At 64.2% G+C, this 23,864-nt stretch carries 32 protein-coding genes and 1 tRNA gene; 13 read left to right on the forward strand and 20 right to left on the reverse strand.

Annotated elements, in window-relative coordinates:
- Window positions 1-54: 54 nt before the first annotated feature.
- Together V6657_RS16235 and V6657_RS16240 are read left to right on the forward strand one after the other, a co-directional pair.
- Window positions 55-1,062: a MerR family transcriptional regulator gene (locus V6657_RS16235; protein WP_048933458.1), complete on the forward strand. Its 1,008-nt coding sequence runs from the start codon at window positions 55-57 to the stop codon at window positions 1,060-1,062.
- 196 nt (window positions 1,063-1,258) lie between these two features.
- A complete protein-coding gene (locus V6657_RS16240; RefSeq protein ID WP_048933459.1) occupies window positions 1,259-2,023 on the forward strand; it encodes an SDR family oxidoreductase in 765 nt (254 codons plus the stop codon).
- A gap of 228 nt (window positions 2,024-2,251) precedes the next feature.
- Here V6657_RS16240 and V6657_RS16245 read toward each other — a convergent pair whose 3' ends face one another.
- The 3 genes from V6657_RS16245 to V6657_RS16255 form a co-directional block, all read right to left on the reverse strand.
- Window positions 2,252-2,464, reverse strand: coding sequence for a hypothetical protein (locus V6657_RS16245; RefSeq protein ID WP_082170165.1), 213 nt, complete (start codon window positions 2,462-2,464; stop codon window positions 2,252-2,254).
- A 66-nt stretch (window positions 2,465-2,530) separates the two neighbouring features.
- Window positions 2,531-2,785 carry a hypothetical protein gene (locus V6657_RS16250; protein ID WP_048933460.1) on the reverse strand — a complete coding sequence of 85 codons (255 nt, stop codon included), beginning with the start codon at window positions 2,783-2,785 and terminating at the stop codon, window positions 2,531-2,533.
- A gap of 81 nt (window positions 2,786-2,866) precedes the next feature.
- Window positions 2,867-3,097 (reverse strand): isochorismatase, encoded by a 231-nt coding sequence (locus V6657_RS16255; protein ID WP_082170166.1) that lies wholly within the window; start codon window positions 3,095-3,097, stop codon window positions 2,867-2,869.
- 696 nt (window positions 3,098-3,793) lie between these two features.
- On the opposite strand from V6657_RS16255, the gene V6657_RS16260 reads away from it, so the two are divergent.
- The 7 genes from V6657_RS16260 to istB all read left to right on the forward strand — a co-directional run bounded on the left by V6657_RS16260 (window position 3,794) and on the right by istB (window position 8,325).
- On the forward strand, window positions 3,794-3,997 hold the full coding sequence (locus V6657_RS16260; RefSeq protein WP_048933461.1) for a cold-shock protein: 204 nt from the start codon (window positions 3,794-3,796) through the stop codon (window positions 3,995-3,997).
- 420 nt (window positions 3,998-4,417) lie between these two features.
- Window positions 4,418-4,744, forward strand: coding sequence for a hypothetical protein (locus tag V6657_RS16265; RefSeq protein WP_048933462.1), 327 nt, complete (start codon window positions 4,418-4,420; stop codon window positions 4,742-4,744).
- Between the two features lie 93 nt (window positions 4,745-4,837).
- Complete coding sequence (locus V6657_RS16270) at window positions 4,838-5,122, forward strand: hypothetical protein (RefSeq protein WP_048933463.1); 285 nt, start codon at window positions 4,838-4,840, stop codon at window positions 5,120-5,122.
- A 92-nt stretch (window positions 5,123-5,214) separates the two neighbouring features.
- Window positions 5,215-5,595: a hypothetical protein gene (locus V6657_RS16275; protein WP_082170167.1), complete on the forward strand. Its 381-nt coding sequence runs from the start codon at window positions 5,215-5,217 to the stop codon at window positions 5,593-5,595.
- Window positions 5,596-5,654: 59 nt separating this feature from the next.
- Window positions 5,655-5,942 carry a hypothetical protein gene (locus tag V6657_RS16280; protein WP_048933464.1) on the forward strand — a complete coding sequence of 96 codons (288 nt, stop codon included), beginning with the start codon at window positions 5,655-5,657 and terminating at the stop codon, window positions 5,940-5,942.
- Between the two features lie 81 nt (window positions 5,943-6,023).
- Window positions 6,024-7,550 (forward strand): IS21 family transposase, encoded by a 1,527-nt coding sequence (istA, locus tag V6657_RS16285; protein ID WP_012760797.1) that lies wholly within the window; start codon window positions 6,024-6,026, stop codon window positions 7,548-7,550.
- Window positions 7,540-8,325: an IS21-like element helper ATPase IstB gene (gene istB / locus V6657_RS16290; protein ID WP_004630242.1), complete on the forward strand. Its 786-nt coding sequence runs from the start codon at window positions 7,540-7,542 to the stop codon at window positions 8,323-8,325. The genes istA and istB overlap by 11 nt, the downstream gene beginning before the upstream one ends.
- A 220-nt stretch (window positions 8,326-8,545) precedes the next feature.
- Here the strand turns inward: istB and V6657_RS16295 are convergent.
- From V6657_RS16295 to V6657_RS16360, 14 genes are all read right to left on the reverse strand, one after another.
- A tRNA-Ala gene (locus V6657_RS16295) sits at window positions 8,546-8,621 on the reverse strand.
- 47 nt (window positions 8,622-8,668) lie between these two features.
- The gene (gene soxB / locus V6657_RS16300) at window positions 8,669-10,384 is read right to left on the reverse strand and encodes a thiosulfohydrolase SoxB (RefSeq protein WP_048935605.1); all 1,716 of its coding nucleotides are present in this window, start codon (window positions 10,382-10,384) and stop codon (window positions 8,669-8,671) included.
- Entirely contained in the window at window positions 10,381-10,881 is a 501-nt protein-coding gene (locus V6657_RS16305; RefSeq protein WP_048935606.1) for a TlpA disulfide reductase family protein, read from the reverse strand. Before V6657_RS16305 ends, soxB begins: the two co-directional genes overlap by 4 nt.
- A gap of 4 nt (window positions 10,882-10,885) precedes the next feature.
- The gene (gene soxX / locus V6657_RS16310) at window positions 10,886-11,521 is read right to left on the reverse strand and encodes a sulfur oxidation c-type cytochrome SoxX (protein WP_048935607.1); all 636 of its coding nucleotides are present in this window, start codon (window positions 11,519-11,521) and stop codon (window positions 10,886-10,888) included.
- Between the two features lie 8 nt (window positions 11,522-11,529).
- The gene (soxA, locus tag V6657_RS16315; protein WP_048935608.1) at window positions 11,530-12,360 is read right to left on the reverse strand and encodes a sulfur oxidation c-type cytochrome SoxA; all 831 of its coding nucleotides are present in this window, start codon (window positions 12,358-12,360) and stop codon (window positions 11,530-11,532) included.
- A 19-nt stretch (window positions 12,361-12,379) separates the two neighbouring features.
- A complete protein-coding gene (locus tag V6657_RS16320; protein ID WP_021197225.1) occupies window positions 12,380-12,835 on the reverse strand; it encodes a DsrE family protein in 456 nt (151 codons plus the stop codon).
- Window positions 12,836-12,868: 33 nt separating this feature from the next.
- Window positions 12,869-13,180 (reverse strand): thiosulfate oxidation carrier complex protein SoxZ, encoded by a 312-nt coding sequence (soxZ, locus tag V6657_RS16325; RefSeq protein WP_048935609.1) that lies wholly within the window; start codon window positions 13,178-13,180, stop codon window positions 12,869-12,871.
- Between the two features lie 23 nt (window positions 13,181-13,203).
- Window positions 13,204-13,674 (reverse strand): thiosulfate oxidation carrier protein SoxY, encoded by a 471-nt coding sequence (gene soxY, locus V6657_RS16330; RefSeq protein ID WP_048935610.1) that lies wholly within the window; start codon window positions 13,672-13,674, stop codon window positions 13,204-13,206.
- Window positions 13,675-13,688: 14 nt separating this feature from the next.
- Window positions 13,689-14,036 carry a c-type cytochrome gene (locus V6657_RS16335; protein ID WP_048935611.1) on the reverse strand — a complete coding sequence of 116 codons (348 nt, stop codon included), beginning with the start codon at window positions 14,034-14,036 and terminating at the stop codon, window positions 13,689-13,691.
- A 168-nt stretch (window positions 14,037-14,204) separates the two neighbouring features.
- Entirely contained in the window at window positions 14,205-15,092 is an 888-nt protein-coding gene (locus V6657_RS16340) for an EamA family transporter (protein ID WP_048935612.1), read from the reverse strand.
- A gap of 98 nt (window positions 15,093-15,190) precedes the next feature.
- Window positions 15,191-16,483: an NAD(P)/FAD-dependent oxidoreductase gene (locus V6657_RS16345; protein WP_048935613.1), complete on the reverse strand. Its 1,293-nt coding sequence runs from the start codon at window positions 16,481-16,483 to the stop codon at window positions 15,191-15,193.
- Window positions 16,480-16,827 carry a c-type cytochrome gene (locus tag V6657_RS16350; protein WP_048935741.1) on the reverse strand — a complete coding sequence of 116 codons (348 nt, stop codon included), beginning with the start codon at window positions 16,825-16,827 and terminating at the stop codon, window positions 16,480-16,482. The genes V6657_RS16345 and V6657_RS16350 overlap by 4 nt, the downstream gene beginning before the upstream one ends.
- Before the next feature lie 121 nt (window positions 16,828-16,948).
- Window positions 16,949-17,746 carry a BON domain-containing protein gene (locus tag V6657_RS16355; RefSeq protein WP_048935614.1) on the reverse strand — a complete coding sequence of 266 codons (798 nt, stop codon included), beginning with the start codon at window positions 17,744-17,746 and terminating at the stop codon, window positions 16,949-16,951.
- Between the two features lie 40 nt (window positions 17,747-17,786).
- Window positions 17,787-18,167: a YraN family protein gene (locus V6657_RS16360; RefSeq protein ID WP_048935615.1), complete on the reverse strand. Its 381-nt coding sequence runs from the start codon at window positions 18,165-18,167 to the stop codon at window positions 17,787-17,789.
- 19 nt (window positions 18,168-18,186) lie between these two features.
- Between V6657_RS16360 and rsmI the strand changes: the two genes are divergently transcribed.
- The gene (gene rsmI, locus V6657_RS16365) at window positions 18,187-19,089 is read left to right on the forward strand and encodes a 16S rRNA (cytidine(1402)-2'-O)-methyltransferase (RefSeq protein WP_048935616.1); all 903 of its coding nucleotides are present in this window, start codon (window positions 18,187-18,189) and stop codon (window positions 19,087-19,089) included.
- On the opposite strand, the gene V6657_RS16370 is transcribed toward rsmI, so the two are convergent.
- Window positions 19,086-19,808: a septal ring lytic transglycosylase RlpA family protein gene (locus V6657_RS16370; protein ID WP_048935617.1), complete on the reverse strand. Its 723-nt coding sequence runs from the start codon at window positions 19,806-19,808 to the stop codon at window positions 19,086-19,088. The two genes, rsmI and V6657_RS16370, sit on opposite strands and share 4 nt — an antisense overlap.
- A 201-nt stretch (window positions 19,809-20,009) precedes the next feature.
- On the opposite strand from V6657_RS16370, the gene V6657_RS16375 reads away from it, so the two are divergent.
- From V6657_RS16375 to V6657_RS16385, 3 genes are all read left to right on the forward strand, one after another.
- Window positions 20,010-20,666 (forward strand): MBL fold metallo-hydrolase, encoded by a 657-nt coding sequence (locus V6657_RS16375; protein WP_021197214.1) that lies wholly within the window; start codon window positions 20,010-20,012, stop codon window positions 20,664-20,666.
- Window positions 20,663-21,379 (forward strand): exonuclease, encoded by a 717-nt coding sequence (locus V6657_RS16380; protein ID WP_048935618.1) that lies wholly within the window; start codon window positions 20,663-20,665, stop codon window positions 21,377-21,379. Before V6657_RS16375 ends, V6657_RS16380 begins: the two co-directional genes overlap by 4 nt.
- Before the next feature lie 274 nt (window positions 21,380-21,653).
- Entirely contained in the window at window positions 21,654-21,917 is a 264-nt protein-coding gene (locus V6657_RS16385) for a hypothetical protein (RefSeq protein WP_048935619.1), read from the forward strand.
- Window positions 21,918-22,041: 124 nt separating this feature from the next.
- Here the strand turns inward: V6657_RS16385 and arsC are convergent, their stop codons facing one another.
- Window positions 22,042-22,392 carry an arsenate reductase (glutaredoxin) gene (gene arsC, locus V6657_RS16390; protein WP_048935620.1) on the reverse strand — a complete coding sequence of 117 codons (351 nt, stop codon included), beginning with the start codon at window positions 22,390-22,392 and terminating at the stop codon, window positions 22,042-22,044.
- 162 nt (window positions 22,393-22,554) lie between these two features.
- The gene (locus V6657_RS16395; RefSeq protein WP_048935621.1) at window positions 22,555-23,832 is read right to left on the reverse strand and encodes a M20/M25/M40 family metallo-hydrolase; all 1,278 of its coding nucleotides are present in this window, start codon (window positions 23,830-23,832) and stop codon (window positions 22,555-22,557) included.
- Between the last annotated feature and the right edge of the window lie 32 nt (window positions 23,833-23,864).

Here is a 23,864-nt window from a genome sequence, read left to right on the forward strand (position 1 = left end):
CCTCTGAGGCAGAGAAACGAGGCCGCATACCCCAGACGACACCGGAGACAAGTGATGCGCATCAGCGAGTTGGCCAATCGCTCCGGCGTCAGCGCGCGCATGCTGCGGCACTACGACAGGATCGGGCTGGTCAGCCCGTCCGGGCGGACAGAAGCGGGATACCGCGAGTACTCGCAAGCCGATGCCTGGCGCCTGTTCCAAGTGGAAAGCCTGCGCTCGCTGGGTCTTGGGCTTGCTGAGGTGCGCGAGGCGCTCAGCCAACAAGCCCCCCGCCCCGATGCGCTCATTGACACGCTGATGGCGCGCAGTCGCGAGCGCCTGGCCGCAGAGCAAGCGCTGCTTGCCCGGCTGGCCGCCGTGTCCGCCGCCTCCCCCGAAGATTGGTCAGCCGTGCTTGACGTCGTGCAGTTGCTGAAAGGACTGGACTCGACGCATGCGCTTGAGCGGCAGCGTGCTGCGTTTGATGCCGCCTCCAGCGATGCCCCGCTGGCAGAACTCATCGCCAACGCCCTGCTCCAGGAGCAAGAGCCGAATGTCGCGGGGGCGCTGTCCTGGGCGTTGGGAAGAGCCGAAGGCAGCGGCGCCGGCGTACTCGGTGCAGCGCTTCAACAAGCGGACCCGGCCGTGCGCGAACGGGCCGTGCTCGCGTTGGCGAAACTGGATGGCGCCGATGCAGTGGAAGCGTTGCGCGTCGCGCTGCTCGACCCTGCGGAGCACGTGCGGTACCGCGCTGCGCGGGTGCTTGGCGAATGGAGCGTACGCGACGCCATTCCCCTGCTGATCGAACAGGTTCTCGTCGGGGTTCACGATGTCGAAGCGGCCGATGCGTTGGCCGATCTGGCGGAAGACCCCGCGATCGCGAAACACGTTGTGGAGCGGTTTGAAGCGGCGATTTCGGATGGGTCGGCCGATGTTCAGGCGCGTGTACGCATTTGTCAGGCGCTTGCGGAAATCGATGGCACGGCGCCGGCGCTGCTTGCCCTGCTGGCTGCCGATCCCGATCCGGCGGTAGTGCGCACTGCGGGTTATGTGATTGGCATGCGTAGCGGCGCGCTGGCGTAGCTGCGTTTAGCTGTAGGGTTGCGGCCCCAAAGCACCCCGCTTCCTCCAACGTCATTGGCCGCAGTCGAGCCAAGCACGGCTTGATCTTTTCGGGACCGCCGTCAACGCATCGCATGGATTTGAGTAGCAAGAACCGGAGTGTTGAACGGCGCACAGATACCTACCCTGCTGCTCCGATCATCAAGATGGAGTGAACATGGTGCTTCTCGCTAACAAGACTGCGATCGTGACAGGCGCCAGCTCGGGTATCGGTCGTGAGGTGGCAAAGATGTTTGCGAAGGAAGGTGCGAGCGTCGTTCTGGTTGCGCGCCGCGCGGCGTTGCTCGACGCGCTGGTTGACGAGATTGCCGACGTCGGCGGCAAGGCGGTCGCACTGGCGGGCGACGTGAGGGACGAGCGTTGCGCGAAGCACGCTGTTGAGTTGGCCGTCGGCCGTTTCGGCGGGCTTGATGTGGCGTTCAACAACGCCGCGACAATGGGGGCGCTCGGCAGCGTCACCGACATCACGCTGGACGGCTGGCACGACACGCTCGAGATCAACCTGACGAGCGCGTTCCTCGGCGCGAAATATCAGATTCCAGCCCTGCTCGCGCGCCCGCACGGCTCGCTGATCTTCACGTCATCGTTCGTCGGCTATACGGTCGGCTTTCCAGGAATGGCCGCGTATTCCGCGAGCAAGGCTGCGCTCGTGGGTCTGACGCGCACGCTCGCCGCCGAGTACGGTCCGTCTGGCTTGCGCGCCAATGTGCTGATGCCGGGCGGCACCGACACCGAGATGGGGCGGGAGGCAGCCAGCACGCCGGAGCAGAAAGCGTTTGTCGAAAGCATCCACGCACTCAAACGGATGGCCCATCCAGAAGAGATCGCCAAGTCGGCGCTGTATCTTGCGTCCGATCTGTCGAGCTTCGTGACGGGTACAACGTTGCTCGTCGAGGGCGGTGTCTCAATCACTCGCACTTGATGTGACACGATTCTTTGAGGGGGGCTTACGCCGAGGGCAACGTAAACCTGGGCAATCCTGGCAATAAGAAACCCGCGAGGCTGTGCAGCTCACCGGATTTTTAGCATTGCTTGAGACGGGGACGATCTCGTTGCCTTACCCTGAACCCCCATCTTTGCGCCTTGGCATGGTGGCACAAGGGCCTATGAACACGAGACCAACCGGCTCCTCGCTGACGAGGTACTGGCGCTACTGATCAAGCGACCATCCTGGGTTGGGCACGTTTTTCCCTTCGCGATAGGTCCAATTCGCGCCGCAAGTGCCGCACGTGAACGTGCTCACCGTGACGGCCGCGGCCTTGGATACTTTGATGCGTTGTGTGTCGGTGATTCTTAGGAAAGCATGGCCTGATGCACCAAGTCGATGGACTTCAATGGCAAGGCAAGCGTGGCAGAGTGTCATGCCAACTCCTCTCGAATAACGTGGACCCGATGTAGCGCACGGGCATTCGTCCGTTTCGTCTCAGATCTAGACGCCAAAGACGGGAGCACCATATTTCAACAGCAATTGCTCGATCTGGTTCATGTCATCGGTGCGCGGTGTTCTGTCTTCTGTCACGCGTGACGGACCGCCATACACGGCAGCCACATGCCTGCGCACCGTCAGCACATCATTGACCGGCGGTTCGATGATGATGGCATCACCCGGCTCGTGCCGGTAGCTGCCATCTTTCCAGCCGTCGGGCGTGAGATGCAGCTCTTCCCATTCATCGCTAACAGACATGGTGATTTCCTTCTCGTTGATTCTGGGGTGGCGCCTGCCGTTGCGGCAAGCGGAAAAGCCGCCCGAGGCGGCTTGCGTGGTTCAGTTCCTGTGACGAGGTGCCAGACGTGCAATGGCGGCGCTTCCTGCAAGCCGGGCAGCATGTCTTGCGAGTGCTTCCGTGCCGTGTACGTTGTGGCGCATCGAGACGTTGGCGAGGATGCGTTCCATGCCATCGCAGTATTCACTGATGAGATAAGTGGCAAACCAGACGCCTGGTTCTTGCTCAATCGGGTACACGGACACCGTATAGGGGGATGGGACTTGGTTCAATAGACTGCTAGGTTTCGGGCGCGAGCTGATGACAGACGTGGTGCGACTAGGCAAACCACGGCTTGCTGATGACGTACGCCCCGATGGGTAAGGCCAACGCCGTTGTGTCACGCACACAGGTGCATGGCACAAACCATTGGCGGCGAGGTGACCGTACTTGCGTACGCTGGCGCGCCGAGTACATGCGCGCCGGATACGGAGCGGATAAACCGCCGGTCTGGTAGGTGGTGGGCTGCGAGGCCCAGGACGATTCGGGTGTACGCCCGACAGGTGGCCGGCGCTGTATCGTATTGTTTTGCTCGGCACCCGGCCCGATCGATTCGAGAAACGGGCAGAAGGTGGCGCATGGTAACAGCTTCCCGCAACCACTGCTTCATGCGAACCTCAATGGCGCGCTTGATACATTGCCATCGGACGGTGCAGGCCTTTCTTGACGTGCAGCGGCTGCGGTTGATGGGCGACATGGCGCGGCGACAAAGCGCGGTCGCATCCACATTCTCGGGTTATTTCTGGGTTTATCGCCCTTTTGATTGACAGAAACGCGCAATCCCGGTACACCTTGCGCCGCAGGCTTTTCAAGCAGTTACTCCGATGTTTTGGGCTGTCACGCCAAGCGACACCTTTTTCTCTTTGTTCCTTCCTTGATTGTCATGCCTGGTGAGCATGAGCTCATCCAGAACATTTAAGGAATCCAACATGGAAACCGGTATCGTCAAGTGGTTCAACGACTCCAAGGGCTTCGGCTTCATCACTCCTGATGCAGGCGGCAATGATCTGTTTGCTCATTTCTCTGAAGTTCAGGGCAATGGGTTCAAGTCGCTTCAAGAAGGGCAGAAGGTGAGCTTTGTGTCGGGCGTAGGCCAGAAGGGCCCCGTCGCGACCAAGATTGCAGCGATCTGATCGAGCTCGCACGCAGTAAGAAAACCCCGCCACGCGGGGTTTTTTTTCGCCCGCCCCGCCCATCGGCTTGCTCGCATCCGACATACGGCACACGCTGACGCGCAGGTTGAAGCGGACATTCACCTTTGCCTGTTGCTTTGACTTGCGCCACGACTGCGCGCAAACGGCACGTCGTGAGGTACTTCAAAAGATGATGACGCCGCAGTGCACATATGGGAGTACAGTGGAACACCGACCCACGGTGCGCCGGATCACGCATCCGTTGGTACGAAAGCATTTTTACCCGCACTTGTGATCACCGTGCTCGGTCGCGCCTCTCACGCTGGATCGCGCCCTGCCCCCTGTCATCCTCGCCAGTTCCGCACACGGAAGCTTGCCTGTTGGTGCCTCTACTCGCGATGTAAGTCGTGGAGATCCGTGATGCTCGATCTTGTCGCATTTACCAAGCCGGTGTTGGATGAAATTACCGGGCAGGATGTGCGGACCTGGAACACCGATCCCGGTGTGCTCACGGCAAACTGGCAGGTACCTGAGTTCGACAGCCGCATCTGGCGTGTGAGAACGCTGACGATCGCATTCACGCACGATGTTATGAATCAGTTGATGCATGCAGATCGGCAAGACCTTTGTGAGCTGCAATGCATGCTTGACCGCTTTCTGCGGGCACACCTTGGCGTGCATGCTCAGGTAGACCCGGGAGATCGCGCGCTCGTGATCACCGTCGACCATCTGGGAATGGGTGCATAGCCGCCCGGGCCAATCAACGGGATTGCCATTCAAAACCCCTGCCGCCGCCCTGCCGGGGGTGTCAGTCATGCCCACCAAGGGTCGGAGTCATTCATGAATGCAAATCCGTCAGCCACGTACAAAGGTTTTGACCTGTATCCATTGGTGTACAGGACTGAGACGGTCCAGTCATGGCCGCGAAAGCGCCCCGACCGCACGTTCAACGCGTCTGTGATGATCTGCCGAGAGGGTCATCGACCTGGAGCCGAGCACTCGCGCGTTTTTCGCGTGACGCTTGCCGTTTGGGAGAACGTCGGCACGGCGAGGCGGGGAGCGCTGAAGTTTGGCGAAGACGTCATCAATGGCCTGGTGGCGGGCGAGTCTGTAGCGCTGCTGTAAAGGGCGCAATGTATTGCTCTCGTTTATGGCCACGCCGATTCTGATATTGCGCTAGCGAGGAGTGTTGAGTGCGTACCCCGTCCGGAAACAACATGACGCATGCGTCTGACAAGACGAGTTTTCTGTGCACACTACCTGGAGGGGCAAAAGGCGTGGCGTATTCCATCACGGTTGGCTTTTGCACCGATGGATACCCGAACTGTGTGCAATTCACCAGTTTCGTGGGTGAAGGAAGACGGTCCTTCAGGCTGTTGGCAGGCACGCCCGATGTGCCACCCACAGCGACGCGCAGCGTTGAAGCCTTTTGCCGCCTGGCCATCGGGCAAGTCGTCCGAGAAAGTCTCCACGCAAAAACTGCGCAAGGTGACCATACCCTCGACATGCGCGCACAGCCTTGGGAAGGAGATCTCAAGCCAGCGGGATCACGTAGTGCACAAAGACCGCTTCGTCCGCACCTGCTTGTTCGAGGATAGTTGAATGGAACAAGCGGAAAGAGCGTACAGTGGGGCCACCCCTTTCAACGGAGATTGCTGTGGACGCCTATCCGACTTGCAGCTACAAGGGGTTCGATGTTTATCCCCTGATCTACCTGTTTGATACGCCTCGTGAATGGCATGAGCGGCGCCCGGATCGGGCTTACAGCGCCTCCGTGTTGATCTGCCAGGAAGGTGAGCCACCAGATACCGAACGTTCCCGAATCTTCCCGCTGCTGACGCCCCCATGGGAGAGCATCGGGACCGCAAAACGTGCGGCTGCGAAGATGGCCGAAGACATCATCGATGGATTTGTGCCTGGCCTGTTGATTTGCACGGAATCCTGACCCACCCGAGGTAGGTTTTTGCATCGAATGTTGACCCACGTATAGAACACTGTCCCGCTCGGCAACGAGCGGGAGATCGGAGTGATCGACGTGGCCATACTGAGCATCATTCGACGCTGGCATCTTCGCGACCAGATCCCGCTGCGCGAGATCGCCAGACGCCTGGGCATCTCCAGGAACACGGTCAGGCGCTATCTGCGCGCTGACACCACGGCACCGGCCTATCCTGCACGGCAGAGTCCGAGCAAGCTCGACGGCCATGCCGCCAAGCTCTCCGCTTGGCTCAAGACCGAGGCCAACAAGCCACGCAAGCAACGGCGCACACTCAAGCAGATCCACACTGATCTGTGTGCCTTGGGCTTCACCGGCTCCTACGATCGCGTTGCCGCATTCGCTCGCCGCTGGCGCCAGGAGCAACAGGAGCAAGCCCGCACGTCGGGGCGAGGCACCTTTATCCCACTGCGCTTCGCAGAGGGTGAGGCCTTCCAGTTCGACTGGAGCGAGGACTGGGCGGTCATCGCCGGCGAGCGCACCAAGCTGCAAGTGGCTCAGTTCAAGCTCAGCCACAGCCGCGCATTCTTCCTGCGCGCGTATCTGCTGCAGACCCACGAGATGCTGTTCGATGCCCATCACCACGCCTTTGTGGCCTGGGGCGGTATCCCGCGTCGCGGCATCTACGACAACATGAAGACCGCCGTGGATCGCGTGCGCCTGGGCAAGTTGCGTGACGTCAACTTGCGCTTCAGCACCATGGTCAGCCACTACCTGTTCGACGCCGAGTTCTGTAACCCGGCCTCGGGCTGGGAGAAGGGGCAGATAGAGAAGAACGTGCAGGACAGCCGTCACCGCATCTGGCAACGCATCCCTGCATTCGGCTCTCTGGCGGCACTTAATGACTGGCTGGCCGACCAGTGCGTACGGCTGTGGCAGCAGACCCGCCATCCTGAGCTGGACATGACCCTCTGGGAGGCCTGGTCGCTGGAGCGGCCACACCTGATGCCCGTGGGGCAGCCGTTCGATGGCTTTGTGGAGCACACCAAGCGCGTCTCACCAACCTGCCTGGTGACCTTCGAGCGCAACCGCTACAGCGTACCGGCGTCGTTTGCCAACCGGCCCATCAGTCTGCGCGTCTATGCCAATCGGCTCGTGTTCGTGGCCGAAGGCCAGGTGATTGCCGAGCACGTGCGGCACATCGACCGTAGCCATCTTCCGGGGCGCACAATCTATGACTGGCACCACTACCTCGCGGTGCTGCAGCGTAAGCCCGGTGCGCTGCGTAACGGCGCACCGTTCGCCGAACTGCCAGAGGGCTTCCGACGCCTGCAATCCACACTGCTCAAACGCCCTGGTGGCGATCGCGAGATGGTCGAGATCCTGGCGCTGGTGCTGTTGCACGACGAACAGGCCGTGCTCACTGCGGTGGAGCTCGCACTGGAGGCGGGTGCCCCGTCCAAGCAAACCATCCTGAACATCCTCAGCCGCCTCCTGGAAGGCGAGCCCGTGGCACCGATCACCTCACCACAGGCACTGGCGCTGCACGTCGAACCGCAGGCCAACGTCGGCCGCTACGACAGCTTGCGAGATCGGGAGGTGCATCATGCAGCATGAAGTCATGTTGGAGATGCTCAAGTCGTTGAAGCTGCACGGCATGGCACAAGCGCTGGGCGACCTGGCGGCGCAGGACTCGCCGGCCTACCAGTCGGCCGTGGCCATCCTGTCGCGTCTGCTCAAGGCCGAGCTCACCGAGCGCGAGGTGCGCTCGCTGGCCTATCAGATGAAGGTGGCGCGCTTCCCAGCCTACCGAGACCTGACCGGCTTCGACTTCAGTTGCAGCGAGGCCAACGAAGCACTGGTGCGGCAGCTTCACCGCTGCGAGTTCCTCGAGTCGGCGCACAACATCGTGCTGGTCGGCGGCCCAGGTACGGGCAAGACCCATCTCGGCACCGCCATCGGCGTGCAGGCCGTGGAGCACCATCACCGTCGAGTGCGCTTCTTCTCGACCGTGGAGCTCGTCAACGCGTTGGAACTGGAGAAGGTCTCAGGCAAGCCGGGACACCTGGCCACGCGACTCATGTATGCCGACCTGGTGATCCTCGATGAGCTGGGCTATCTGCCGTTCAGCCAGACCGGCGGCGCATTGCTGTTCCACCTGATCAGCAAGCTCTACGAGCGCACCAGCCTCGTCATCACCACCAACCTGAGCTTCGGCGAATGGTCCAGCGTCTTCGGGGACGCCAAGATGACCACCGCGCTATTGGATCGCCTCACGCACCACTGCCACATTGTTGAAACCGGCAACGATAGCTATCGTTTCAAGCACAGCACCACCCAGCCCAAGAAGGAGAAACGCACCGCCAAACAACCCGCACAAAGCGACACCTAACAGCCTTTGGGGTGGGTCAGTTTTCGATGCAAATCCTGGGTCAGGATTCGGTGCAAATCAACACATACCCGCAAAACGCTGCAGTGTGGTGCACTCGCGAGCCGTTATCGCTGCCACGCTCGCCACAAATTTGCCACACGCATAGTGCAAAAAAATGCTTCAGAATGCAAAACAACGCACTACATCGCAAGACGTAGTGCGTTGTTTTTAAAGGAATTTTTGGTGGACCGAAGGAGGATCGAACTCCCGACCTCCGCATTGCGAACGCGGCGCTCTCCCAGCTGAGCTATCGGCCCGTGGAAAATAAGTCTACCCGAAGTCCCGGCGCGCCTTCAATCGCGGGTCAACCCGCCCCTGCTTCCATGCCGGGGTTGTCCGCCATGCCGACAATGCGCGGTGTATTCAGCGGCCGCGCGGTCACTTCGCGCTGGTCGCGCAGCCAGTCGGCCAGCACGTCCCACACGGGGCGGCCTCCGGCCTTGCGTGCTTCGGGCGACACCGCAGCCCAGCCGGCCACCTTGTAGCGGCGATCGGCGTCGATGCGCTTATCTCCAAGGCGCATGTCGGTGATGCGCTGGCCCATCGGTTTCATCGGGTCGATGGTGTAGCGCAGGCCGCCGGTGCGCACCATGTCGCCGCCCTGCTGGTAGTACGGGTCGGGGTTGAACAGGTTGTCGGCCACGTCTTCGAGCACGGTCTTGATGGTGGCGCCAGTCATCTCGGTGAGCGTGGTGGCCGGGTACGTGATGGCGGTCTGGGCCATCAGCGCTTCCATCGTCAATGCTTCGCCGGGCAGCAGCGTGGTGCCCCAGCGGAAGCCGGGCGAGAAGGCGATCTCCGCGCCCTGCGCGTGCATCAGGCCGTCGACGATGAGTTGGTCGAACGTGCCGTTGAAGTTGCCGCGTCGGTACAGCAGGCCGCGGTTCGTGGCGAGCGTCTCGCCGAGCTTGTCCTTGTACGGCGCACGCACGCGCTCGATGAGCGCGGTCATGGCCGGATCGGGCGGCAGCAGATCGGCAAAGACGGGCAGCAACGTGTAGCGGATGTCCTGCACCGCACCGCCGCGCACGTCCAGATCGAGCACACCGACGAACTTGCCATTGGCACCCGCGTTGGTGACCAGCGTCACGCCGCCCGGGTTGCTGACCTTGACCGGCGCCGGCACTGCATCGTGCGTGTGCCCACCGAGGATGGCATCCAACCCGCGCACGCGCGAGGCCAGCTTCAGGTCCACATCCATGCCGTTGTGCGACAGCAGCACGACCACCTTGGCGCCCTTGCCGCGCGCCTCGTCGATCATCTTCTGCAGCCGTTCTTCCTGAATGCCGAAAGTCCAGTCGGGCGTGAAGTCCGCCGGGTGCGCGACGGGCGTGTACGGGAAGGCCTGGCCAATGATGGCGACCGGCACGCCGTTCAGCTCGCGCAGCACGTAGGGGTCGAATACCGGGTCACCGAAATCCGCCGTCTGGATGTTCTGCGCGACGAAGGCGACCTTGTTCTTGAAGTCGTGATCGACCACGTGGCGCACGCGGTCGGCGCCGTAGGTCATTTCCCAGTGCGGGGTCATCACATCGACGCCGAGCGCCAGCGCCGCATCGACCATATCCTGCCCATTGGTCCACAGCGCCGTGGCCGAGCCCTGCCACGTATCGCCGCCGTCGAGCAGCAGTGCATTCGGGCGCGTGGCGCGCAGGCGCTTGATGAGCGTGGCCAGATGCGCGAAGCCGCCCATGCGGCCATAGCGGCGTGCTGCTTCGGTGAAATCGAGCGATGTGAACGCGTGTGCAGCGCGCGAGCCGGGTGCGATGCCGTAGCGCTTGAGCAGCGCGTGTCCAACCAGATGCGGCGGCTGCCCGGCCCATTGCGCCACGCCCAGGTTCATGTTGGGCTCGCGGTATTCGATGGGCAGCAACTGCGCGTGGCAGTCGGTGAAGTGCAGCAGGTGGACGTTGCCGAAGCGAGGCAGGTCATAGGCCACGGTGTCGGCGTGGGCGTCGGTCAGACGCAGGCCGGCGGCTGCGGCAATCGCCAGGGCTTGGACGAATTCGCGGCGGTTCATTGCTTGTTGTTGTGCGCGTAGCGAGCGAGGTCCGCCACGTCGTCTTCGAGCATCTCGCCGACTTCCTTGCGCACGACGCGGCCATTGGCGTCGAGCACGAGCAGTTCCGGCAAGCCCTTGCGCGGGCCGGTGGCGGCGCACAGCGCATCGGTTTCCATCGTCACCGGAAAGGTGAAGCCGCGCTTGGCGACGTAGTCCTTCGCGAGCTGCGGGTTGGCGTCGATGCTGATGGTGAGGATGCGCAGGTCGGTGCCGCGTGTGGCATCGGCCAGCTTCTGCAGACGCGGGTTCTGCAGCGCGCAGAACGGGCACCACGATGCCCACGTCGCGATGATGACCGGATGCCCGCGCCATGCATTGCCCGGCACGCGTGTGCCGTCGAGCAACTGCACGTCGGGCATCGTCACCACATCGCCCACTTCGACGGCCTGCGCGGCACTGGCAGCGAGCACCGTCGCCGCTGCCACCCACATCACGAACCGTCGAATGGCGTGCATGGCGTTACTGGTTCACTGGCGAGGCCGGGTCAAACAACAGCGCCATCACATCACGGATCTGCTGTTCGGTCAGGATGCCCTTGTGCCCGAAGCGCGGCATGTTGGAGCACGCCGCATACGCGTTGGAGTTGTAGATCTTGCCCCACGTGTAGCGCAGGATCGCCTCCGAATCGCCGCGCAGCTTGCCGTACTGATACAGCGACGGGCCGATAGTGCCGTACGACACTTCGTCCTTCGACAGTCGATGGCACGCATAGCAATTGGCACCGTTGGCCCCGCCAGCGGGGTCGGAGAACTGCATGCCGCGGCCGCTCTGCGCGGTCTTCTCGCCTTCCTTCCAGTCACCCAGCCACTTGTTGTCAGCGGGGTAATGGATGGTCTTCATCTGCGCGTCTTCCAGCTTTTTGGCGACGGCGGCCGGCACAGCGTTGCGGTCGGCGTACTGGCTGCAGGTCTTCTGCACGTCGTCGCGCTCGGTTACGCCCTCCACGGTGGCCGGGCCTTTGGAGACGAAGCTTTCGTGGATGACCTTGGCGAGCGCGGCGTCGGCCTTGGCATCGGGCTTGGGTGGCGTGATGGCATCCGCAGCGTGTGCGGTGCCGGCAACGAGTGCCAACGCAATGAGGGTCAGTCGGGTCATGCGTGGCCTCATCGTTTGATCGACGGCGCGTCCATCTTGCCGCCGTTGGCGTTGCGGGCGAGGAACAGCTCCAGCGCGGTGATCACCTCGCTGCCATAGAGCGGCTCCGGAAAGCGCTGCTGGCGCAGGCAGTCGTACAGGCGGTGCTGCATCGTGCGCACCTCGCCTTGCGAGACGCGATAGCCAGGCCATGTGGAATACGCAAAGCGCGCGCCATCGGCGGTCAGCAGATCGGGCAGTTCCTGCAGGCGGATGCGCTGCCCCGGCTGGGCATGGCATGTGGCGCACGCAAAGTCATATGCGCCGCCGCGATAGAAGAACATGCGGCGGCCGAGTTCGTACACGCGCTTTTCTTCCGGATGTGCGAGCGGAATGTCGATGGCCGTGCCGCGCGATTCGGAGGTGATGTACGCCATCAGCCGTTCGATGTCCGACGGCTTGCCCGGCGACGAGAACGGGCGGGCCGAAGCCTCTTCCTTCGTCAGCCCCTGCAGCGTCATGCGGCAGTACATGAGGCGCTGTTCGGCGTCCATCACGCGGCCGGTGTCCTTGAAGAAGCGCGGCAGCTTGGCGTACGCGCCCTTCATGACGCCAGGGCCTGCGCCCAGGTCGCACGCTTCGAGCGAGGCCTGTTTCGGGCCGGCGGGCTTCTTCCAGAGTTCTTCGCCGGCGGCTTCCCAGAGTTCGGCCGGGTTGCCGTCGGCCAGCATTTCGCGGTACTGCGCGATGCCGGCGGCGACGCTGTCTTTCTGGTCTTTGGCGTCCTGCGCATTGGCCACCAGGGCAATGCCGGCCGCCAGCGCCGCGGCCAGCGCGACGATTCGTTTGGTGCGTTTCACCGTCCCCTCCGTGGGTCGCCTACGGTTTGAGATAGGCGAAGCCTTCTTCTTGCTGCAAGCGGGTGATCTCCACCACACCGGCGGGCACCACCTTGGCTTCGAGCAGCAGCTTGTCTTCCGGCACCTTGAAGGCCATCAGCGAGTTGTGGCACACGCGAAACTCCACGCCCATGCTGGCCAGCGCGGCGACCGGCGCGTCGAACGGGCGGCCCTGTGCATCCTTGGCCCCTTCGACGAGGAATTCGATGCCGTGCCCCAGCGCCACCACCACGATCTTCGTGCCGGGTGCGCCGTTGAGGTGGTTGCGCAGGTTGCCGATCGCGCGCACGGCTTGGTCGATGCCTTCGCTCAGTTGGTACACCACCTTGTAGCGGGCACCGGCGCCGCCGGCACGGGGTGCGGTCTGCGCGGCGGCCTTGCCTGCCACGCCCAGCGCTGCCAGCGCAGCGGTCACACGGAAGAAACTGCGTCGCATGGCAGCCTCCTGAAAAGCGTTATTGGATGGCGCTTATTGGATCGACGCCTCGTCGGTGCGCTTGTCGCCGTGGTTGTCGACCCACGTGACCGTCACCTTGTCGCCCTTGGCGCCGCCCTTGAACTTGAAATTGAGGAACGGATCCTTCGACACGGCCGGGCCAAACTGCGCGTCCAGCACCGTCTTGCCGCTGTGCTGCACCGTCACGTTGGTGATGTGCCAGGCCGGCACGATCTTGCCGGATGCGTCCTTGCGCTGGCCGGTTTCCATGTCGTGCTTCATCAGGATCTTCACGTCGGTCGTGCCGCCGTTTTCCATTGCGCGAATGCGCATCGGGTCTGCCATGGTGTGCTCCTTTTCCCTGATCCTTAACCGCCGCAGCCACCCAGGGTGACCTTCACTTCCTTGCTCGCCAGCACCCACTTGCCATTGGCACGCACCGCTGCGTAGACCGTCGAGGTCTCGCCCATCTTCACGCGGGTGCTCACGAACGGATCGGTGCCGGCCGGAATGGCAAACGTGGCGGCCAGCGTGTTCGGGTTCTTTTCCACCAGGATGGCAATCAGGTCGGTGCCTGGCAGCGTGCTGGTCACCACCAGCGGCACCACGGCGCCGTTTTCGGCGATGTCCGGTGCGGTCAGTTGGATACCAGCGCCGCCCTTGTCGACAGTGCCGCCGCCCAGTTGCTTGAGCACGTCGTTCACGCCCTTGATGGCGAAGGCGGTCTTGTTCCACTCGGCGGCCTGTGCCGGGGTGGCGAGGCCGGCGGATACGAGCAGCGCCATCATGGCACCTGCGCGCAGCACGTCACGGCGGGAGAGGTTCACGGAATCGGTCATCGCCCTGTCCTCGCTCACTTGGCCGGGGCGCCCGCGAGCACCCAGTCAATCACGGTCTTCAGATCCGCATCGGCGATCTTCGGGTTGGCCGGCATCGGGATCTGGCCCCAGTTGCCCATGCCGCCTTCACGCACCTTCTTGATGAGCTTGGCTTCTGCCCCGGCATCGCCCTTGTACTTGGCGGCGACATCCTTGTAGGCCGGGCCGACGAGCTTGCGGTCCACGGCGTGGCAGCCCATGCAGGCGTTCTGGTTGGCGATGGCCTGGGCGCGGGCAGCGTCAACAGCGGCCAACGCCGGCGTGGCGGACAGCGCCAGGCCGGCCAGCACAGCGCCGGCAGCGAGCGTGGGGGCGAACTTCATGTGGTCTCCGGAGGATGGTACGGCCCGCATGCGTGTGCGGGCCAATGGTCGCAATGGCCAGAATGGACCCGATATTGTGCCCGAAGTGTGCCAAATCCGACGTCGCCCCAGAAAGCAAAACGCCCAGAACCAGCCGGCTCCGGGCGCTTGTACGGTGCGGATCGACGCTCAGGCCATCGCCCGCCGCGTCGCCAGCCGGCCGCCGAATACGTTGAGCAGCAGGCCCGCCATCACCACTGCGCCGCCCAGCCACTGCGCCGGCACCAGCCGCTCGCCCAGCAGCACGGCGGCCGACACCAGCCCCACCACCGGCACCAGCAGCGTGAGCGGCGCGACCTGGCTGGCCGCGTATCGGCCCAGCAGGCGGCTCCACAGGCTGTAGCCGAAGATGGTGGCGCCAAAGGCCAGGTAGACGATCGCGCCAATGCTCGACCAGCCGATGTTCGTCAGGCTGTGGACAATCTGTTCCGGCCCCTCCATCCAGTACGACAGCAGCAGGAACGGAATCGGCGGAATCACCGCGCCCCAGATCACCAGGCTCACCACGTTCACTTTGCCGATGCGCTTGGTGACGATGTTGCCGCTGGCCCACGAGAACGCCGCACACAGCGTCAGCAGGAAGCCGGCCGTGGTCATGCCGGTCGTCACGGCGCCACCCGCCATACCGATGATCGCCAGCCCGCACGCGGCAACGGCCATGCCGGCCAGATGGAACCAGCGGATCGGTTCGCGCAGCACCAGCGCGGCGATCGTCAGCGTAAAGAACGCCTGCGACTGCAACACCAGCGAGGCCAGCCCCGCCGGCATGCCCACATACATGGCCGAGAACAGAAAGGCGAACTGCCCAAAGCTGATGGTGGCGCCATAGGCGAGCAGCCATTTGAGCGGAATCTTCGGGCGCGGCACGAACAGCACCGCCGGGAATGCCACCAGCGCAAAGCGCAGCGCACCCAGCAGCATGGGCGGCACGCCGTGCAGGCCCACCTTGATGACGACGAAGTTGACGCCCCACACCAGCACAACGGTCAGGGCCAGCAGCAGATCCTTGGGAGACATGATGAGCAGATGATCAAACGGCCGCCCGCGCGGCCATATGACGCACTGTAGGCGCGGGCCGCCTACGCGACTTGCACAATCTTGCGCATTGTTTGTGCCTAGCCGAGCATGTCCGACCAGATTGCCCGGCTCCAGCCCTGCGCCAGCTTGCCCTCTGCCACGGAGGGGCCATCCGACAGCCCGCCTGCGCCTTGCACCGTCACCATGGTGCGCTCTCCCGAGTCATAGCGGTGGACGGTCGCCACGTGCATCGCCTCGTCGGGGGTGATGAAGCTGTAGCAGGTGTTGGCATACAGCGGCGATGCATCGGGCGCGTGGCCGGCCAACATGGCCACCACGGCGGCGGCCGCCACCTTGCCGTGCTGGTTGGCCATGTGACCCGATTTGGGCATCAGCGGCGCGGTTTGGATGGCGTCACCAATCACATGTACGCCCGGCGCCACCTTCGATTCGAACGACAGGAAATCGACTTCACACCAGCGCCCATTGGCAGTTGCCAGTCCGGCCTGCACGGCAATGGCCCCCGCGCGCTGTGGCGGGATGAGGTTGACCACATCCGCCTGCACATCGTCCTGCACATCGAACTTGAGCACGCGGCCCGTGGCGTCGATGTCGACCGCGTTGTATTGCGGGCGATATTCGATGTGCTGTGGATAACGTTCCGCCCACACGCGCTTGAACAGCGCGCCCTTGGAGGTCACATCGTCATTGGCGTCGAGGATCAGCACGCGTGAATCGGGCTTGGCACGCTGCAGCCAGTTGGCGATCAGGCAGGCGCGCTCGTACGGCGCGGGCGGGCAGCGGTACGGCGCCAGCGGAATGCTGATCGCCACCGTGCCGCCGTTGGGCATCGCCTCCAGCCGGTGACGCAGCGCGAGCGTCTGCATGCCGGCCTTCCACGCGTGCGGTGCCTGTGCAGCCGTGGCCGCGTTGGCCAGACCGGGAATCGCCCCCGGCACGAAATCGATGCCGGGCGAGAGGATCAGCCGGTCGTAGTCCAGCGTGCCGCCGCCTGCCAGGCGCACCTGCTTCGCACCGATGTCGATGGCCGCGGCGCGATCGCGCACCCAGCGCACGCCGTGGCGCTCGACCAGCGCGTCATACGGCACCGTAATCGATGCGAGATCACGGTCACCCGACAGCACGAGATTCGACAGCGGGCACGACACGAATGCGGCATTGGGCTCCACCAGCGTCACGTCGACATGGTTGCCGGAGAACACGCGCACGTACTTCGCGGCTGTCGCACCACCGTAGCCGCCACCGACCACGACGACGCGCGCGTTACGCGTGCCCGACAGCGACGCGCACGCAGCCAGCGGGCCGGCCAACGCGGTCGCCCCAAGCGCGCGCAGTACGGCGCGCCGGTCCTTGCGCAGGGCCTGGTTCATGGTGCCTCCTGCGGTTGGCGCGACAGCCAGCCGGCAATTGCGGTGATCTGCGCATCGTCATAGCCGCGCGCGAGCTGGCCCATGACCGTGGAGGGCCGCGTGCCGTTGCGGAACGCCTGCAGCGTGTCGATCAATTCAGCCTGCGAGCGGCCGGCCAGCGAGGGCAACGTCTGCGCGGCCGATTTGGCACCGGGTGCCGTATCCGCGTGATGGCAGCTCGCGCAGGAGGCGGCCCAGGTGCGGGCCTGCGCGTTGGTGGGCGGGCGATCGGCCGCTTGGACGGCGTGAGCCGAAGACAGCGCCGCAAGCAAAGCGGCGACAGCAAGTCGGTGAGCGACGGGCATGGGGGGCAGCGAAGTCACGGAAGCGTCATACGCTAACACGCCCGCCTTGCCATGTGCCGTGCGCGCGGACAACAAAAAACGCAGCACGGTGGCTGCGTTTTTTGAGGTGTGCCGATTGGCCTCAGGGCAGTTGCTTGCCCGGCGGCAGTGCCGGCGAGGTGGTCGGCGACACCGTCACGCCCGGCGAGGCCGAGGTGACCGGTGCGGGTGCCTGCGTTGCCGTCGGCGTGCCCTGCTGCACCGGGGCCGGTGTACCCGGCGCGGTCTGCGGATTGCTCGACGATGCGTTCGTATCCAGGCGCTTGCGCTCCTCTTCGGTCACGTAATCGAACACCTTCACGACCTTGTTGACGCCGCCCACGGTGCGTACGGCCTCGGTGGCCTTGTTGCCTTCGGCCTCGGTCACCACGCCCAGCAGGAAGACGGTCTGGGCTTCGGTGGTCACCTTGATGGAGTTCCAGGGCACACCTTCCGTGCCGGCCAGCACGCTCTTCACCTTGGTGGTGATGTACGTGTCGTTGGTGCGCGAACCGAACGTGCTCGACTCCGGCGTCACCACGAGCTCGTTGACGACCTCACGCGCGTTCTCCAGCTTCTGCGCGTACTGGCCGATCTCCTGCTTGGTTGCCTCGGTACCGGCTTCACCGGTCAGCAGCACCTTGCGGTTGTAGACCGTCACGTTCACGTGGGCACGGCCGTCGTAGCGCGAGATCAGCGTGTTCTCGGCTTCCATCTGCAGGCCGCGGTCGATGGTCTGGGTGGCAGTCGGGCGCCGGTCGGTGGCCAGTGCCACACCACCGGCCACGGCACCGGCAAACAGCGGGAAGCAGGCGGTCAACTGCGTGGCGGTGACACCCGCCAGGGCGGCCAGCACGACAATGCGGCGGGCGCTGGCAAACGTAGGCGACGAGAGTTTCATGCTGTCCTTGAAGAGAGTCCGGAAAGAAGAAGAGCGAGGTTCACGTGTCAGCGCCAAAGGCATCACGCATCCATTCGATGCGTGCGCCGTCGATGGCGATGACGTCAAAACGGCAGGCGGGCACGTCATCGGCCTGCCGTGCGAGAAAATCTTCCGCCGCAGCGATCAGGCGGCGCTGCTTGGTGGGTGTCACGCTGGCGGCCGCACCGCCAAAGCGCTGCGTGGACCGCGCCACGCGGGCGCGCACCTCCACAAAGATCACCGCGCCGGCCGCATCGCGCATCACCAGATCGATCTCGCCGCCCTTGCAGCGATAATTGCGGGTGACCACCGACAAACCGCGCGCCTGCAGATAGCGCAGCGCGCGGTCTTCACCGGCTTCGCCGGTGGCTGCGGTGATGGGCTTTGCGGTTTGAACCAAGTGACTAAGAGAAGTTCTCGTGAGTGATCCTGACTGGACCCTGCTGGCGCACGACCAGCACTATCCCGCCGGCGCATTATATGTGGTGGCCACCCCCATCGGGAACGCTGCCGACGTGTCGCTGCGGGCGCGGTATGTGCTCGGCATGGTCGATGCGGTGGCCTGCGAGGACACGCGCAACACCGGGCAATTGCTCAATCGCCTGGGGCTGTCGCGGCCGATGCTGGCAGCGCATGAGCACAACGAGCGCGAGGCCGCCGCACGCATCGTCGCGCGTCTGGCGCAGGGCGAGCGCATCGCCTATGTGTCGGATGCGGGCACGCCGGGCGTCTCCGACCCTGGCTCACGCATCGTCGAGGCCGTGCGCGCAGCCGGGCAGCGCGTGATTCCGCTGCCGGGGGCGAGCGCGGTGGTGACGGCGCTGTCCGCTGCGGGGGAGCTGCTCGACACGTCGGGCGGGAAATTCACCTTCGTTGGTTTCCTGCCGCCCAAGGCCGGGCAGCGCGATGCGGCCATCCGTCAATGGGCGGCGCACGAGCCGGCGTGGGTTCTGTATGAGGCGCCGCATCGCATCGATGCCACGCTCGCCGCGCTGGCCGAACACCTACCGGCACGCCGCCTTCTCATCGGTCGCGAGTTGACCAAGCTGTTCGAGCAGATCGTCGTGCTGCCGGCCGCCGAAGCACCGGCTTGGCTGGCCGCCGATGCCTCGCACGGCAAGGGCGAATTCGTTCTGGTGGTGGAAGGTGCAGGCGCGCAGGACGCGGCCCCGACGGCGATGGCCGCAGATCAGGTGCTGCGCCTGCTGCTGGCCGAACTGCCCGCCAAGCGCGCTGCCAAGCTGGCCGGGGCGATCACGGGCGCGCCGGTCGACGCGCTATATCAAAGTGCGCTGGCATTGAAAAACGACGGGAAGGATTAACGACGCGCCTTCGCGCGGCGCTTGGTCGCCTTTTTCTTCGGCGGTGCCGGCTCGTCGGCGCCGACGTCGGCGTCGCCATCATTGCTGGCGAGATCGGTCTGCGTGAGTTCCGGGCGCAGCGCTTCGACTTCTGCGCGCGAGAGGCGGCGAATCTCCACTTGCGTTGAACCACGCTTGACGAAATCCAGGCGCTTGGCCGCGGCGTACGACACGTCGAGGACGCGCCTGCCGTGGTAGGGGCCACGGTCCGTCACCTTGGCCACGACTACGCGGTCGTTGGAGAGGTTGCGCACCAGCACCCAGCTCTGCAGCGGCAGCGACGGATGCGCCACCGTGAAGGCGTTCATATCGAAGCGCTCACCGCTGGCCGTGCGGCGACCGTGGAACCCGCGGCCATACCAGGAGGCGACGCCGCGCTGTTCGAACGTGCCAAGGTCTGCGCGCAGACCCGGTTCGGTATTGGCGTTCTCGTCGAGCTTGAGGCTGCTGGAATCTGGCACGCTGCGGAACGACAGCGCACCCCAGGCATCCGGGTTGTCACGCACGTCCGGCACCTTCAGCGCAGGCGCTGCTGACTTGTCGGCATTGGCGTTGAGCGGGGGCTCCCCCGGCACGGCAGCACAACCCGCCAGCACCAGCAAAGCGGTGCCATGCGTCAGCCAGGCACGCAGCGTGCGGCCGGCCGGAAGGCTGGAGAACATGGGGGAAAGCTTGAGCATGGGCGCGAGTCTAACATGCACGCTCTCCTCGATTATTTACATTTCCTATTAAAACGGTCGCATCATGCAGGCATCTTGCATGAACTTTGTAATATTTTCCGCCGGATGTAACAGAGCACCCCGCCAGCCCAATGCTGGCGCGGGCTTGGGCCGTTACAATTGCCTTGTCCCGTCTTCGTACGAAAGTGCGCAAAAAACCACATGAAAGTCGTTGTCGTCCCCGTTACGCCGTTTGAACAGAACTGCACGCTGCTGATTGGCGACGATGGTGCTGCTGCCGTCACCGACCCGGGCGGCGACATCGAACGCATCCTGGCCGCCGCCCAGCAGCACGGCGCGCGCATCGAAAAGATCCTGCTCACGCACGGCCACGTCGACCACTGCGCCGCTGCCGATGCCCTGCGCACGCAACTCGGCGTGCCCATCGAAGGCCCGCACAAGGACGAAGCCTTCTGGATCGACCAGCTCCCGATGCAGAGCCAGCGCTTCGGCTTTCCGCCGGCCAAGGCGTTCGTGCCGGACCGCTGGCTTGACGATGGCGACACCGTGGAAGCCGCCGGCCGCACGCTGCAGGTGTTCCACTGCCCCGGCCACACGCCTGGCCACGTGGTGTTCTTCAGCGCGGAAGACCGCATCGCCATCGTCGGCGATGTGCTGTTCGCGGGATCGATCGGCCGCACGGATTTTCCGCGCGGCAACCATGCAGACCTGATCCACGCGATCCGCACCAAGCTCTGGCCGCTGGGCGACGACGTCACCTTCGTGCCGGGCCACGGGCCGGTCTCCACCTTTGGCGATGAGCGCGCAACCAACCCGTACGTTGCCGATCGCCTGTTTGCCAACGAAGGCACGTCATGAGCGACGACAGAAGCGATACCAACGACAGCGACGACATCTTCGCCGACACGGCTCCGGCTGCACCTGCAGACAAGCCCCGGCGCAAGCGCGGCAACCAGCCGCCTGACACGCGGCCCGAGATTTACGTCAGCACCGACATCGAAGCCGACGGGCCCATCCCCGGGCCACACTCGATGCTGAGTTTCGCGAGCGCGGCGTACCTGGCTGACAAGACGCTCATTGGCACGTTCGAGGCGAATCTCGAAACGCTGCCCGGTGCGCAGGGGCACCCGATCCAGATGCAATGGTGGCAAACGCAGCCCGAGGCCTGGGCTGCGTGCCGCAAGAATCTCGAAGCGCCCGAAGTGGCCCTGCCGCGCTACGTGGAATGGGTCGAGAGCCTGCCCGGCAAGCCGGTGTTCGTGGCGTTTCCGGCGGGGTTCGATTTCACGTACATGTTCTGGTACATGATGCGGTTTGCCGGGCGCTCGCCGTTCGGCTGGGCCGCACTCGACATCAAGACGCTGGCCTTTGCGCTCACGGGCCTGCCGTACCGGCGCAACGTCAAGGCGGCCTTTCCCGAGCACTGGCACGACCCGCTGCCACACACGCATGTCGCGCTGGATGACGCGAAGGAGCAAGGCGCCCTCTTCTGCAACATGCTCGCTGAACTGCGTGTGCGAGAAGCCGAGCACGCGGCAATACAAACCGCCCTGCACAGCGCGCAAGACTGAGCGCCGCTCACATCACGCATTTCGCGAAGAGCCGCAGTCCGTTTGCGTTTTGCCCGCGTGATGCACGCACCATGACGCAACGCAACTTGCGGCGCCGCAAACCCGCGTCTACGCTGGGCTTGTGCGAGGCGACCAGACGACTGCGCCACCCGGCGCCGACAAGCAAAGCCACTCGCATACGCCATTTGCTTGTCGTATCGTTTTCGGGCCGCACGTACCCCCGACGCCGGTGCGTGCCGGCGTCGGCTATCAGCTAACGACGGGAGGTGCCGCGATGCGATTTTCCCGTGACGCGTTTGATACGCAACACTTGCGAGCGATGACGGAGCGCTTGCACTGGCATCGCAAAACAACCGCCAAGGCGATCCCGCTGAGCGCGCACACGCATCTGCATCGTGCCCGCGGCGACGAGAGCGACGACGCGGAAGTGATGAAGGTCACAGTGGTCTCCACCGCTGTGGCGCTGGCAGTGGTGCTGGTTGCCCTGCTGGCAGTTGGATTCGGGTCAGAAATGGCCCGATGGATGGGCCTGGAATAATCCGGTGCCCTTGCGCGTCTTGACGGACGCAGCCCCGGCCCTCGCGCAAGGCGATACGGCCACCCCTGAACGGCCTGTCCGATGGAAATCGGCAGGCCGTTCAACTTTTTGGGGGGCGCGTTGATTACTTCAGGAACGCGTCAAGGGCTTCAGGTGTGCGGCCGATGGTGGCCTTGTCATCGCGCACGAGCACGGGGCGCTGCAGCAGCTTCGGGTGCTCGGCAATCGCCTTGAGCAGCGCGTCGTCCGAGGCGGCGGCCAGATTCAGTTGCGCGTATTCGTCTTCGTTTTCACGCACCAGGCTGCGCAACGGGGTGTCGAGCTGCTTGGCGAGGGTCTTCAACTCGGCCAGCGTGGGCGGCGTCTTCAGGTACTCGATGACTTCGAGCGATTCGCCCTGCTTTTCGGCAAAGGCCTCGGCCTGTTCAAGCGCGGTGCGCGATTTGGAGCAGCGGGGGTTGTGGTAGATCTGCATGGTCGAGATGGCTGACAAGTGCTTGGAGGTGCCATCTTAATGGGTTGGTGTGGTGGAGGATTTCGCCTCTCGCTAAGAGGGGGTTCGTCGAGTTTGACCCTGACGCCCCAAAGCAAAAAGGGCTGGCAAACGCCAGCCCTATCCAAAACGCAACGGTGATGATCAAGCGCCGCCGAGCAATTCCGCCACGGTACAACCCACCACCACCGTGGCACCACGCAAGTCATTGAGGCGCAGGTTCTCGTCGGTGTTGTGGCCGCGTGCTTCCATCAGCGTGCGGGGGCCTGCGCCGTACAGCACCGTCGGCACACCATGCGCTGTGTAATGCCGCGCATCGGTGTACAGCGGCACACCATGCACCGGCACATCCCCACCAAATACCGCCAACGCATTGCGCCGTAGCGCACCGATCAGCGTTTCCACGCCCGGTAGTTCAGCCAGCGGCGCTGCCAGCAGAATGCGCTCAACCGACACCGCAATCCCCGGCCGCTCCGCCGCTGCACGCTCAATCACCGCGCGCAGTTCGCCTTCGGCATCGCGCCCAGCCTCTTCGGGAATCATCCGGCGGTCGATGCGGAAGGTCACCAGATCCGGCACCACGTTGGTGTTGATGCCACCCTGGATCAAACCAACGTTCAACGTCGCATGATCGATGCCGGACACCGCCGACTTGCGCGCCGCCAATTCCGCGCGATACGCATACACCGCCTGCAGGATGTGGGTGGCCGCCTCGATAGCGTCGATGCCCGTGTGCGGCATGGCAGCGTGCGCCTGCTTGCCTCGTACCGTCACCTGCACGTGCAGGCAGCCGTTGTGCGCCGAGGTGATGCCATACGCAAACCCAGCCGAGATGGCGTAGTCGGGCTTGCTCAGGCCCTGGTCCAGCAACCACTTCGGGCCGATGTCGCCGCCGGTTTCCTCGTCGTACGTGAAATGCAGTTCCACCGTGCCGTTGAGCTTGGCACCGCGCTTCTCGGCGTCGATCAGCGCGAGCAGCGCCCACGTGTAAGTCGCGAAATCCGACTTGGACACCGCCACGCCACGGCCAAACATGGTGGGGCCGTGTTCGGTCTCGACGATCTCGCCGCCGTACGGGTCGTGCGTCCAGCCGAGGCCAGGCGGGACAACGTCACCATGCGCGTTCATGGCAATGGTCGGGCCACCGCTGCCGAACGTGTGGCGCACGATCAGGTTGGTGGCGCTGACCATGCCGGCCGCGCGCACCACCGCTTCCGGCACGGCATGGGCCTCGACCGTCAGGCCCAGCGCCTCCAGCAACGCCTTGGCGCGCGCCGCGTGTGGGGCACAGTCGCCGGACGGGTTGTCCGACGGCACCTTCACCAGCTCGCGCAGAAATTCGATTTGGCTACCGTGCGCGGCCTCGACAAACGCGCGGATGTCCGCGTCGATGCCGGGTGTGGTCAGTTCAGCCTGCGTCATGTCGGTGTCCCCCTGGTTGGTGTTGGAAGGGA

This window comes from Ralstonia sp. RRA (genome assembly GCF_037023145.1).
In the GTDB taxonomy this organism is placed as follows: domain Bacteria; phylum Pseudomonadota; class Gammaproteobacteria; order Burkholderiales; family Burkholderiaceae; genus Ralstonia.

Bases quoted from the DNA above. Each gene is read 5' to 3' on its own strand.
- V6657_RS16235 (WP_048933458.1), top strand. From the start codon at position 55: ATGCGCATCAGCGAGTTGGCCAATCGCTCCGGCGTCAGCGCGCGCATG.
- V6657_RS16240 (WP_048933459.1), top strand. From the start codon at position 1,259: ATGGTGCTTCTCGCTAACAAGACTGCGATCGTGACAGGCGCCAGCTCG.
- V6657_RS16245 (WP_082170165.1), bottom strand. From the start codon at position 2,464: ATGACACTCTGCCACGCTTGCCTTGCCATTGAAGTCCATCGACTTGGT.
- V6657_RS16250 (WP_048933460.1), bottom strand. From the start codon at position 2,785: ATGTCTGTTAGCGATGAATGGGAAGAGCTGCATCTCACGCCCGACGGC.
- V6657_RS16260 (WP_048933461.1), top strand. From the start codon at position 3,794: ATGGAAACCGGTATCGTCAAGTGGTTCAACGACTCCAAGGGCTTCGGC.
- V6657_RS16265 (WP_048933462.1), top strand. From the start codon at position 4,418: ATGCTCGATCTTGTCGCATTTACCAAGCCGGTGTTGGATGAAATTACC.
- V6657_RS16270 (WP_048933463.1), top strand. From the start codon at position 4,838: ATGAATGCAAATCCGTCAGCCACGTACAAAGGTTTTGACCTGTATCCA.
- V6657_RS16275 (WP_082170167.1), top strand. From the start codon at position 5,215: ATGACGCATGCGTCTGACAAGACGAGTTTTCTGTGCACACTACCTGGA.
- istB (WP_004630242.1), top strand. From the start codon at position 7,540: ATGCAGCATGAAGTCATGTTGGAGATGCTCAAGTCGTTGAAGCTGCAC.
- soxB (WP_048935605.1), bottom strand. From the start codon at position 10,384: ATGAACCGCCGCGAATTCGTCCAAGCCCTGGCGATTGCCGCAGCCGCC.
- V6657_RS16305 (WP_048935606.1), bottom strand. From the start codon at position 10,881: ATGCACGCCATTCGACGGTTCGTGATGTGGGTGGCAGCGGCGACGGTG.
- soxX (WP_048935607.1), bottom strand. From the start codon at position 11,521: ATGACCCGACTGACCCTCATTGCGTTGGCACTCGTTGCCGGCACCGCA.
- V6657_RS16320 (WP_021197225.1), bottom strand. From the start codon at position 12,835: ATGCGACGCAGTTTCTTCCGTGTGACCGCTGCGCTGGCAGCGCTGGGC.
- soxZ (WP_048935609.1), bottom strand. From the start codon at position 13,180: ATGGCAGACCCGATGCGCATTCGCGCAATGGAAAACGGCGGCACGACC.
- soxY (WP_048935610.1), bottom strand. From the start codon at position 13,674: ATGACCGATTCCGTGAACCTCTCCCGCCGTGACGTGCTGCGCGCAGGT.
- V6657_RS16335 (WP_048935611.1), bottom strand. From the start codon at position 14,036: ATGAAGTTCGCCCCCACGCTCGCTGCCGGCGCTGTGCTGGCCGGCCTG.
- V6657_RS16340 (WP_048935612.1), bottom strand. From the start codon at position 15,092: ATGTCTCCCAAGGATCTGCTGCTGGCCCTGACCGTTGTGCTGGTGTGG.
- V6657_RS16345 (WP_048935613.1), bottom strand. From the start codon at position 16,483: ATGAACCAGGCCCTGCGCAAGGACCGGCGCGCCGTACTGCGCGCGCTT.
- V6657_RS16350 (WP_048935741.1), bottom strand. From the start codon at position 16,827: ATGCCCGTCGCTCACCGACTTGCTGTCGCCGCTTTGCTTGCGGCGCTG.
- V6657_RS16355 (WP_048935614.1), bottom strand. From the start codon at position 17,746: ATGAAACTCTCGTCGCCTACGTTTGCCAGCGCCCGCCGCATTGTCGTG.
- V6657_RS16370 (WP_048935617.1), bottom strand. From the start codon at position 19,808: ATGCTCAAGCTTTCCCCCATGTTCTCCAGCCTTCCGGCCGGCCGCACG.
- V6657_RS16375 (WP_021197214.1), top strand. From the start codon at position 20,010: ATGAAAGTCGTTGTCGTCCCCGTTACGCCGTTTGAACAGAACTGCACG.
- V6657_RS16380 (WP_048935618.1), top strand. From the start codon at position 20,663: ATGAGCGACGACAGAAGCGATACCAACGACAGCGACGACATCTTCGCC.
- V6657_RS16385 (WP_048935619.1), top strand. From the start codon at position 21,654: ATGCGATTTTCCCGTGACGCGTTTGATACGCAACACTTGCGAGCGATG.
- arsC (WP_048935620.1), bottom strand. From the start codon at position 22,392: ATGCAGATCTACCACAACCCCCGCTGCTCCAAATCGCGCACCGCGCTT.
- V6657_RS16395 (WP_048935621.1), bottom strand. From the start codon at position 23,832: ATGACGCAGGCTGAACTGACCACACCCGGCATCGACGCGGACATCCGC.